The organism is Nocardioides sp. CPCC 206348 (assembly GCF_048654705.1).
Classification (GTDB): domain Bacteria; phylum Actinomycetota; class Actinomycetes; order Propionibacteriales; family Nocardioidaceae; genus Nocardioides.
Genome location: NZ_JBMCZA010000136.1, coordinates 3,971 through 12,303, shown reverse-complemented (window position 1 = coordinate 12,303; position 8,333 = coordinate 3,971). Strand labels below are relative to the sequence as shown.

General features: G+C 70.3%; 11 protein-coding genes. 6 read left to right on the top strand and 5 right to left on the bottom strand.

The genetic code is table 11. The features are described from left to right. From ACOADB_RS08780 to ACOADB_RS08770, 3 genes are all read left to right on the top strand, one after another. A partial coding sequence (locus ACOADB_RS08780; protein ID WP_378597579.1) for an ABC transporter substrate-binding protein occupies window positions 1-939 on the top strand: 939 nt, incomplete at its 5' end. Beyond that, window positions 939-2,012 carry a FecCD family ABC transporter permease gene (locus ACOADB_RS08775; protein ID WP_378597578.1) on the top strand — a complete coding sequence of 358 codons (1,074 nt, stop codon included), beginning with the start codon at window positions 939-941 and terminating at the stop codon, window positions 2,010-2,012. The genes ACOADB_RS08780 and ACOADB_RS08775, both read left to right, overlap by 1 nt. After that, on the top strand, window positions 2,009-2,842 hold the full coding sequence (locus tag ACOADB_RS08770) for an ABC transporter ATP-binding protein (RefSeq protein ID WP_378597577.1): 834 nt from the start codon (window positions 2,009-2,011) through the stop codon (window positions 2,840-2,842). The genes ACOADB_RS08775 and ACOADB_RS08770 overlap by 4 nt, the downstream gene beginning before the upstream one ends. Here ACOADB_RS08770 and ACOADB_RS08765 read toward each other — a convergent pair. Continuing rightward, window positions 2,791-3,000 carry a hypothetical protein gene (locus tag ACOADB_RS08765; protein WP_378597576.1) on the bottom strand — a complete coding sequence of 70 codons (210 nt, stop codon included), beginning with the start codon at window positions 2,998-3,000 and terminating at the stop codon, window positions 2,791-2,793. The two genes, ACOADB_RS08770 and ACOADB_RS08765, sit on opposite strands and share 52 nt — an antisense overlap. A gap of 72 nt (window positions 3,001-3,072) precedes the next feature. After that, the gene (locus ACOADB_RS08760) at window positions 3,073-3,981 is read right to left on the bottom strand and encodes an RNA polymerase sigma-70 factor (protein ID WP_378597575.1); all 909 of its coding nucleotides are present in this window, start codon (window positions 3,979-3,981) and stop codon (window positions 3,073-3,075) included. A 100-nt stretch (window positions 3,982-4,081) separates the two neighbouring features. On the opposite strand from ACOADB_RS08760, the gene ACOADB_RS08755 reads away from it, so the two are divergent. Then, window positions 4,082-5,029 carry an NAD-dependent epimerase/dehydratase family protein gene (locus tag ACOADB_RS08755; protein WP_378597574.1) on the top strand — a complete coding sequence of 316 codons (948 nt, stop codon included), beginning with the start codon at window positions 4,082-4,084 and terminating at the stop codon, window positions 5,027-5,029. On the opposite strand, the gene ACOADB_RS08750 is transcribed toward ACOADB_RS08755, so the two are convergent. Together ACOADB_RS08750 and ACOADB_RS08745 are read right to left on the bottom strand one after the other, a co-directional pair. Continuing rightward, on the bottom strand, window positions 4,987-5,565 hold the full coding sequence (locus ACOADB_RS08750) for a VanZ family protein (protein WP_378597573.1): 579 nt from the start codon (window positions 5,563-5,565) through the stop codon (window positions 4,987-4,989). The genes ACOADB_RS08755 and ACOADB_RS08750 overlap by 43 nt on opposite strands. Then, window positions 5,562-6,161, bottom strand: coding sequence for a M15 family metallopeptidase (locus ACOADB_RS08745; RefSeq protein WP_378597572.1), 600 nt, complete (start codon window positions 6,159-6,161; stop codon window positions 5,562-5,564). Before ACOADB_RS08745 ends, ACOADB_RS08750 begins: the two co-directional genes overlap by 4 nt. Window positions 6,162-6,251: 90 nt before the next feature. On the opposite strand from ACOADB_RS08745, the gene ACOADB_RS08740 reads away from it, so the two are divergent. Next, on the top strand, window positions 6,252-6,944 hold the full coding sequence (locus ACOADB_RS08740; RefSeq protein ID WP_378597571.1) for a response regulator transcription factor: 693 nt from the start codon (window positions 6,252-6,254) through the stop codon (window positions 6,942-6,944). Next, complete coding sequence (locus tag ACOADB_RS08735; RefSeq protein WP_378597570.1) at window positions 6,937-8,049, top strand: sensor histidine kinase; 1,113 nt, start codon at window positions 6,937-6,939, stop codon at window positions 8,047-8,049. The genes ACOADB_RS08740 and ACOADB_RS08735 overlap by 8 nt, the downstream gene beginning before the upstream one ends. Window positions 8,050-8,053: 4 nt before the next feature. Here the strand turns inward: ACOADB_RS08735 and ACOADB_RS08730 are convergent. Further along, on the bottom strand, window positions 8,054-8,333 hold a 280-nt coding region (locus ACOADB_RS08730; RefSeq protein ID WP_378597569.1), incomplete at its 5' end, for a DoxX family protein.

The window sequence follows — 8,333 nt, the reverse complement described above, 5'->3', positions numbered from 1 at the left end:
CTCACCGCCTGCGCGGGTGCTCCGAGCGAGGAGAAGGCGGCGTCCCCGCAGGGCGGCTACCCGCTCGAGGTCACCACCTGTGGCTTCACCTCCACCCTCGACGCCCGCCCCACCCGGGCGATCACGATGAACCAGGGCGCGACCGAGGTCGCGCTCGCCCTGGGCGTCGAGGACCAGCTCGTCGGCACGGGCTACATCGACGACGCGGTCCCCGCGAAGTGGAAGGCGGCCTACGACGCGGTGCCGGTGCTCTCCGACCAGTACCCCGACCACGAGACCGTGATCAACGCGAAGCCCGACTTCATCTACGGCTCCTACATCAGTGCGTACGACGACGAGGCCGCCGGTTCGCAGGAGCAGCTCGAGAAGCTGGGCATCGCCTCGATGACCTCGCTCTTCGGGTGCGGTGACGGCGACGCCAAGCCGGAGGGCGGCACCACGTTCGAGACGGTCTGGGACGAGGTCGACCTGGTGGCGAGGGCGTTCGGCGTCCCGGAACGGGCGGAAGCCATCCGCACCGCACAGTCGGAGGTGCTGGAGGAACTGGAGGCCGAGAAGCCCGGCGCCGGCATCGACGTCTTCTGGTACGACTCGGGTGACAAGACGCCGTACGTCGGCACCGGCGAGGGTGGCCCGCAGCTGATCCTCGACGCGGTCGGTGCGACCAACGTGTTCGCGGACATCCCGCACGGCTGGACCGATGTCGCGTGGGAGAAGGTCATCGCGGCCGACCCCGATGTCATCGTCCTCGCCGACGCCTCGTGGTCCACGGCGAAGGAGAAGATCGCCTACCTCAGGAACGACCCGGTGCTCAGCAAGATGCGCGCCGTGAAGGCCGGGGCCTTCGTGGCGCTGCCGTTCTCGGAGACCACGCCCGGGGTCCGCCTCGCCGATGGTGCCGTCAACGTCGGTGGGCAGCTCGACAAGCTGCCGCGCTGATGTCCGTGGCACTCGCGTCGCGCCGGGCCAGCGGGCCCGGCGCGACGGGTGGCCTGCTCGCGGTCGGCCTGGGTGCGCTGCTCGTCGCCGTACTCGTGGTCACGGTGGTGATGGGCGTCGGGATCGGCTCGGTGCCCATCCCGACGTCGACCGTGCTCGAGGTCATCGCGCAACGCTTCGGTCTCGGTGGGGACGTGTCCCTGCTCGACGACCAGATCGTCTGGCAGTTGCGGATGCCGCGCGTGCTCGGGGCCGCGGCCACGGGTGCGGCCCTGGCGCTCGTCGGCGTGGTGCTGCAGTCGTTGACCCGCAACGACCTCGCCGACCCCTACCTGCTCGGCATCTCCGGCGGTGCGGCTGTCGGCGCGGTCAGCGTGCTGGTGCTCGGGGTGTCGGTCGGCGGCCTGCTCGCCACCACGATGCTCACCCTCGGCTCGTTCCTCGGCGCGCTCGGTGCGCTGGTCGCGGTCCTCGTGCTGGCCACCGGCCGGGCGGGGGACCTGCCACCGGCGCGCACCGTGCTGGCCGGAGTGGCGGTCGGGCAGGTGTGCGCGGCGTACACGTCGTTCGTCACGATCATGAGTGGTGACCATGACGCCGCTCGCCGCGTGCTCGCCTGGACGATGGGGTCACTGGCCGGGCTGCGCTGGGACTCGGCGATCCTGTTGCTGGTCGTCGCCGTGGTCGCGTCGGTCGCAGTCCTTGCGTTCACCTCGGACCTCGACGCCTTCGCGTTCGGGGAGTCGGCGGCCAGCTCGCTGGGTGTCTCGGTCAACCGGACCCGCTGGATCCTGCTCACGGGTACGGCGCTCGTCACCGCCAGCCTGGTGGCCTACACCGGTGCCATCGGCTTCATCGGTCTCGTGGTGCCGCACGTCGTGCGGTTGCTGGTGGGACCGAGCCACCGTCGGCTGCTGCCGTTGAGCGCACTGGTCGGGGCGATCCTGCTGGTGTGGGCCGATACGGCGGCCCGGTCGATCATCGACGGCCAGGAGATCCCGATCGGTGTGGTCACGGCCGTGCTCGGTGCCCCGGTGTTCGCCGTACTGCTGCGACGGGAGCGTGCGCGATGAGGGCTGAATCGATCACATGGGGCGTGCCGGAACGCACGATCCTCCGCAACGTGTCGCTGGAGTGCCCGCCGGGCACCGTGACCGGACTGCTCGGTCCGAACGGCTCGGGCAAGACCTCGCTGCTGCACGTCCTCGCGGGGCTGCGTCGCCCGGACGCCGGCCAGGTGCACCTCGGTGAGGAGAGCCTCCACCGGCTCCCTGCCCGCGACCGGGCCCGCAGGGTGGCGGTGCTCGAGCAGCACTCGGTCACCGGGCTGGACCTGCAGGTGCGCCAGGTGATCGAGCTCGGACGGATCCCGCACCGCGGCCGGTGGCCCGCGTCGCGCACCGAGGGGCGGGATGCGATCGCCCGGGCCGTCCGGCTGGCCGAGGTCGGCGACCTGCTCGACCGGAGGTGGCAGACCCTGTCCGGTGGGGAGCGCCAGCGGGTCCAGCTCGCCCGCGCGCTGGCGCAGGAGCCGGAGATCCTGATCCTCGACGAGCCGACGAACCACCTCGACCTGGGTCACCAGATCGACTTCCTCACCACGGTGCGGCGACTGGGGCTGACGGTGGTCGCGGCGCTGCACGACCTCGACCTGGCAGCCGCGTTCTGTGACCAGCTGGTGCTGCTCCAGGACGGCGCGGTCGTGGCGGCGGGGGCAGCCGCGGACGTGCTGACCCCCGCCACGATCCAGCGGGTCTACGGGGTGCAGACCTCGGTCGGCCCACACCCGGAGTCGGGCCGGCTCCACGTCGTGTGGCACCACCGGGAGCGCAGCGCGCCTGAGTCAGACGTTCACTCAGACGGTTCGGTGTCGCACTCGACCTTCGGGTTCACGCCGAAGTAGTTCAGCGGTCCGGCCACGATGGTCAGCGCGGTGTCGCTGAACGTCTTGCAGTTCACCTCGCGGTCGTCGCTGAAGTAGCCGCGCTGGACCGCGGCCAGCACGCCGAAGACCAGCCAGATCACCACCACGATGCCGCCGATGCCTGATGTCTGTCGCATGTTGACCTCCTCGGGTCTGCCGTCGCCCCTGCGGTACCCAGAAGAGCCGGGTTCAGCGCGAGGGCACGGTTCTCAGTCGCGGTGGCCGAGGAGCGTGTTCAGGTCACCGACCGCGCCGAGGTGGCCGAGCTTCTCCGGGTTGAGGAGGTTGCCGAGTCCGACGATCCGTCCGGCGTCGACATCGATCGTCATCACGCACAGGAGCGCGCCGTCGGCGTCGCGGGTGCGCAGTGCCGGTTGGCCGTTGGCCTGCACCAGGTCGAGGAGTACGCCGAACCGGTCGCCCTGACGCATGAGGCCGAGCAGGAATCGGGCCACGGCCAGCGCGCCCACCATCGGCTTCTGGATCGCCGGTGCCCGGCCGCCGCCGTCGCCGACGAACACGACGTCCTCGGCGAGCAACCGCTCGAGGCCGGCCAGGTCGCCGTCGTTCATCGCGGCGAGGAACTCCGAGGCCAGCCGGTCGCGGTCTTCGTGGGTCGCCTCGAAGCGCGGCTTGCCGTCGTTGATCCGCCTCTTTGCACGGGCGAAGATCTGTCGGCAGTTCGCCTCGCTCTTGTCGACGACGTCCGCGATCTCTGCGTATTCGTAGCCGATGACGTCGCGCAGCACGAACACCGCACGCTCCACCGGTGAGAGTGCCTCGAGCAGCACGAGGAAGGCCGTCGACACCGTTTCGTCCAGCACGATGCGGTGCGCCGGGTCGGCGTCGTCGGAGTCGACGATCGGCTCCGGCAGCCAGGGGCCGACGTACTGCTCCCGACGGACGCGGGCCGAGCGCAAGGTGTCGATGGCGAGCCGGGTGGTGACGGTGGTGGCGTACGCGTCGAGGTTGTCCACGCCCTCCAGGGAACTGCGGTGGAGACGGAGGAAGGCGTCCTGGACGACGTCCTCGGCCTCCACGACGCTGCCGAGCATCCGGTAGGCGATCGAGAACATCAGCGGGCGCAGTTCGTCGTGCGCCAGGGCGAGATCCGTCATCGTCCGGCCAAGACTAGCCAAGAACTTCCAGGGACTTGTCACACCTGACAGGCCTGTCCCGTCGAAGGGGTACAAGCCCCCAACCGAAGGGAAAAGGATCATGCGAATCTTCATTGCCGGTGCCACCGGAGCGCTGGGAAGCCGCCTCGTGCCCCTGCTGGCCGAAGCCGGCCACGAGGTGTTCGGCTCGAGCCGCAACGAGGCCGGACGCGCCGCCATCGATGCCCTGGGCGCCACCGGGATCGTGATGGACCCGCTCGGCGCGGACAGCGTGCGCGCCGCTGTCGCCGAGGCGAAGCCCGACGTCGTCGTCCACCAGCTCACCGCGCTGAGCGCGCTCTCGGGAAACATGAAGAAGTGGGACCAGGACTTCGCGATGACGAACCGGCTGCGGATCGAGGGCACTGATCACCTGATCGCGGCCGCTCGGGAGTCCGGTGTCCGACGCTTCGTCGCGCAGAGCTACGGCGGGCACTGGACCAACGAGCGCGCCGGTGGGTGGGTCAAGACCGAGGACGACCCGCTCGTGGCGGACCCCGGCAAGGAGGCGCGGGAGACGCTGCGCGCCATCAAGCACGTCGAGGAGGTCGTCACCGCGGCGCCCGGTATCGAGGGCGTGGTTCTTCGCTACGGCAACTTCTACGGCCCGGGCAACGCCCTGTCGCGTGACGGCGAGATGGGGGAGATGGTGCGGCGTGCGAAGTTCCCGGTGGTCGGCGGTGGGGCGGGGGTGTGGTCGTGGATCCACATCGACGACGCCGCTGCCGCGACGGTGGCCGCGATCGAACGGGGAGCCGCGGGCATCTACAACGTCGTCGACGACGACCCCGCGCCCGTCGCCGAGTGGCTGCCCTACCTGGCCGAGCAGCTCGACGGCAAGTTGCCGATGAGGTTGCCGGCCTGGCTGGCCCGGCCGCTGATCGGCCAGTTCGGGCTGGCCCTGATGACCACCGTGCGGGGGTCGTCGAACGCGAAGGCCAAGCGCGAGCTGGTCTGGGCGCCGCGCTACACGAGCTGGCGCGAGGGGTTCCGGACCGGGATCGGCTGATCGTCTGCGGGACGGTGCCACCAGGGGAGTGAGAGCAGCGCGGCGATCCCGGCACCTGCAGTGTTGAGGAGGATGTCGTCCACCGACGACACACGGTCGAGTCGAAGCAGGTACTGCGCCGACTCGATCAGCGCCGAGCAGCACCCCGCGAGCACGACGATCCGTGGCAGTGACGCCAACGACCGGAACCGCAGTGGGACGAAGAAGCCCAGTGCCGAGAGCAGCACGAGGTTGCCGACGACCTGGATCTCGGACATCGTCTCGAGGTCGCGCAACGGCACGAGGCTCACGGCGCCCGTGACCAGCCCCGCCTGGTTGCCGGGCAACATCGTCATCCAGACCCACGGCACCGTCCCGTAGACGATTCCCACGTCGGCCAGCGCCGTGCGCCAGGCCCACCTGGTCGGCGTACCGGTGAGGACGCGCAGACGGGCCAGGGCCCAGATCCCCAGCAGGGCAAGGGGAAACAGGGCGACGGCGCCGAAGGCGATACCCGTCGCCGTACCAAGGATGTCGTGCACTCCGGGTCCTCTCACTGCTGCAACCTCGGGTCCTCGGTCGGGTCGGCGTACGGGCGCGGACACCCGATCTCGGTGGCTTCCGGCCGCAGCTCGAAGTGCCACGGCTCGTTGCGGTAGATCTGGCAGAGGCCGTACGACGACCCGTGGCGTGCCAGCCAGCTCGTGGCCTCACCCTGGGAGATGTCGACGGCGTCACCGGAGACGTGCGCGGAGGTCTCCGGGGTGGCCACCCAGCGGGCCGCCTCCTCGCGGGAGCCGTACTTGTCGACAGCGTCGTCGAGCAGCTGCTCCTGGTACGCCTCGGAGCGCCAGCCGCTGTTGACCTGGAAGGCGATGCCGGCGCCGGCCGCATCGTCCGCGGCGTCGCGCAGCGCCTGCAGCAGGTCGGGATCGAGGTTGGCCACGGCCGGGTAGTCGTCGTCGAAGACGGTCACGCCGTCAGGGAGCTCACCGCCGTCCTCACCCAGGGCGCCGTCGTCGCCACCGAGGAAGGCGTCGAACGGGGTCGTGATGGTGGAAGCGGTGGAGCCCAGCACCTGCTGGCTCAGCGGGACCGCGATCGCTGCGGTGAGCACGATCGTCCCGACCGCGATGGTCTTGGCGTAGTTCATGCGTCCAGCCAAGGCAATGCGGCGTTGCCGGCCCGTATGCGGCTTTCGATATGTCGGCGATATGCGCGTGCTCGTAGCATCGGCATTGCCATGCGCGTGCTGATCGTCGAGGACGAACCCCTGCTTGCAGTTGCCATCCGCGATGGCCTGCGCCTGGAGGCGATCGCTGCCGACATCGCCGGCGACGGCGACACGGCGCTCGAGCTGCTGGGCATCAACACCTACGACATCGCGGTGCTCGACCGCGACATCCCCGGTCCGTCGGGCGACGAGGTCGCCGAGCGCATCGTCGCGTCCGGCAGCGGGATGCCGATCCTGATGCTCACCGCCGCCGACCGGCTCGACGACAAGGCCACCGGCTTCGAGCTCGGCGCGGACGACTACCTCACCAAGCCCTTCGACCTGCGTGAGCTGGTGCTCCGGCTGCGGGCGCTCGATCGTCGGCGAGCCCACAACCGGCCCCCCGTCAGCGAGATCGCCGGCCTGCGGCTCGACCCGTTCCGCCGCGAGGTCTACCGCGACGGTCGGTACGTCGCGCTCACCCGCAAGCAGTTCGCCGTCCTCGAGGTCCTGGTCGGGGCAGAGGGAGGCGTGATCAGCGCCGAGGAGCTGCTGGAGCGGGCGTGGGACGAGAACGCCGACCCGTTCACCAACGCCGTACGGATCACCGTGTCGTCGCTGCGCAAGCGGCTCGGTGAACCGTGGCTGATCGCGACGGTGCCCGGGGTCGGCTACCGGATCGACACCACTCCGTCGACCGCTGAAGGAGCTGGCAGTGCGTAGGCCGCCGGGCCTGAGCGTGCGGCTCAAGCTGACCCTCAGCTATGCCGGGTTCCTGATGGTGGCCGGGACATTGCTGCTCGCGGTGGTGTGGGTGTTCCTGCTGCGTTACGTGCCGGAGGTGACCAGCACCGGGGGCGGATTCGTCGTCCCCGATCGGTCCTCCCCACAGCCCGCCTTCATCCCGAACCGGTCCGACCTCGAACGCGCATTCGTGCCCAAGGCAGCGATCGCGCTCGGCTGCATGCTGCTGTTCGGGCTTGTCGGTGGATGGATCCTCGCCGGCCGCATGCTCGCGCCACTGAACCGGATCACCCGCGCCACGCGACAGGCCACGACCGGCTCGCTCTCCCACCGGATCCAGATGGAGGGGCGCAACGACGAGTTCCGCCAGCTCGCGGACGACTTCGACGCCATGCTCGCGCGCCTCGAGGCGCATGTCGCCGAGCAACAGCGCTTCGCCGCGAATGCGTCGCACGAGCTGCGCACGCCGCTGACGATCACCCAGACCCTGCTCGAGGTCGCCCGCAACGAACCGACCCGCAACGTCGACGAGCTCATCGACCGGCTGCACCACGTCAACGCGCGCGCGATCGACCTCACCGAGGCGCTGCTGATGCTCAGCCGCGCCGACCAGCAGGCCTTCGCCCGCGGCGCCGTCGACCTCTCACTCGCTGCCGAGGAGGCAACGGAGACGCTGCTCCCGCTCGCCGAGAAGCGTGGGACCACCATCGAGACGTCGGGCGACCAGGCACTGACCACCGGCTCGCAGGCGCTCCTCCTGCAGATGACGACGAACCTCGTGCACAACGCGATCGTGCACAACCTGCCCGAGTCCGGGGCGGTGTGGGTACGGACCGGTGCGCATCGGGCGGGCGTCGTACTCACGGTCGAGAGCACGGGCGAGAAGCTCACCCCTCAACTGGTGGCGACCCTCGTCGAGCCCTTCCAGCGCGGGAACCAGCGGATCCGTACCGACCACGCCGGAATCGGCCTGGGACTGGCCATCGTCCAGAGCATCGTGGACGCCCACGACGGAACCCTGGTGCTGGCGCCCCGCCCTGCGGGAGGGCTGGTCGTCACCGTCCTGCTGCCAGGGCGGACCTGAGCCGTCAGAGGGCCTGCGGGCCGATCCGCTCCACCGCGACGAAGACGGCCAAGGCCAGCAGGACGACGGTGAACCCGGTGGCCGGCCACTCGCTGCGCCGGCCGTGCGCGATCGCTGCGCCGACCATGGTGATGGCCAGGCCGATCGCCGCGGCCGGGACCAGCCAGGTGGCGACGTCGAACGCACCCGGCAGGATCAGGCCGAGTGCGCCCGCGACCTCCGCTGCGCCGATGAGCTTGATCATCCCCGGGGAGAAGTCTTCTGCCCAGCCCAGCTTCGGATCC

What these genes read in the sequence shown, in the direction of transcription:
- ACOADB_RS08775 (WP_378597578.1), top strand. Translation starts at nt 939, where the DNA reads ATGTCCGTGGCACTCGCGTCGCGCCGGGCCAGCGGGCCCGGCGCGACG.
- ACOADB_RS08770 (WP_378597577.1), top strand. Translation starts at nt 2,009, where the DNA reads ATGAGGGCTGAATCGATCACATGGGGCGTGCCGGAACGCACGATCCTC.
- ACOADB_RS08765 (WP_378597576.1), bottom strand. Translation starts at nt 3,000, where the DNA reads ATGCGACAGACATCAGGCATCGGCGGCATCGTGGTGGTGATCTGGCTG.
- ACOADB_RS08760 (WP_378597575.1), bottom strand. Translation starts at nt 3,981, where the DNA reads ATGACGGATCTCGCCCTGGCGCACGACGAACTGCGCCCGCTGATGTTC.
- ACOADB_RS08755 (WP_378597574.1), top strand. Translation starts at nt 4,082, where the DNA reads ATGCGAATCTTCATTGCCGGTGCCACCGGAGCGCTGGGAAGCCGCCTC.
- ACOADB_RS08745 (WP_378597572.1), bottom strand. Translation starts at nt 6,161, where the DNA reads ATGAACTACGCCAAGACCATCGCGGTCGGGACGATCGTGCTCACCGCA.
- ACOADB_RS08740 (WP_378597571.1), top strand. Translation starts at nt 6,252, where the DNA reads ATGCGCGTGCTGATCGTCGAGGACGAACCCCTGCTTGCAGTTGCCATC.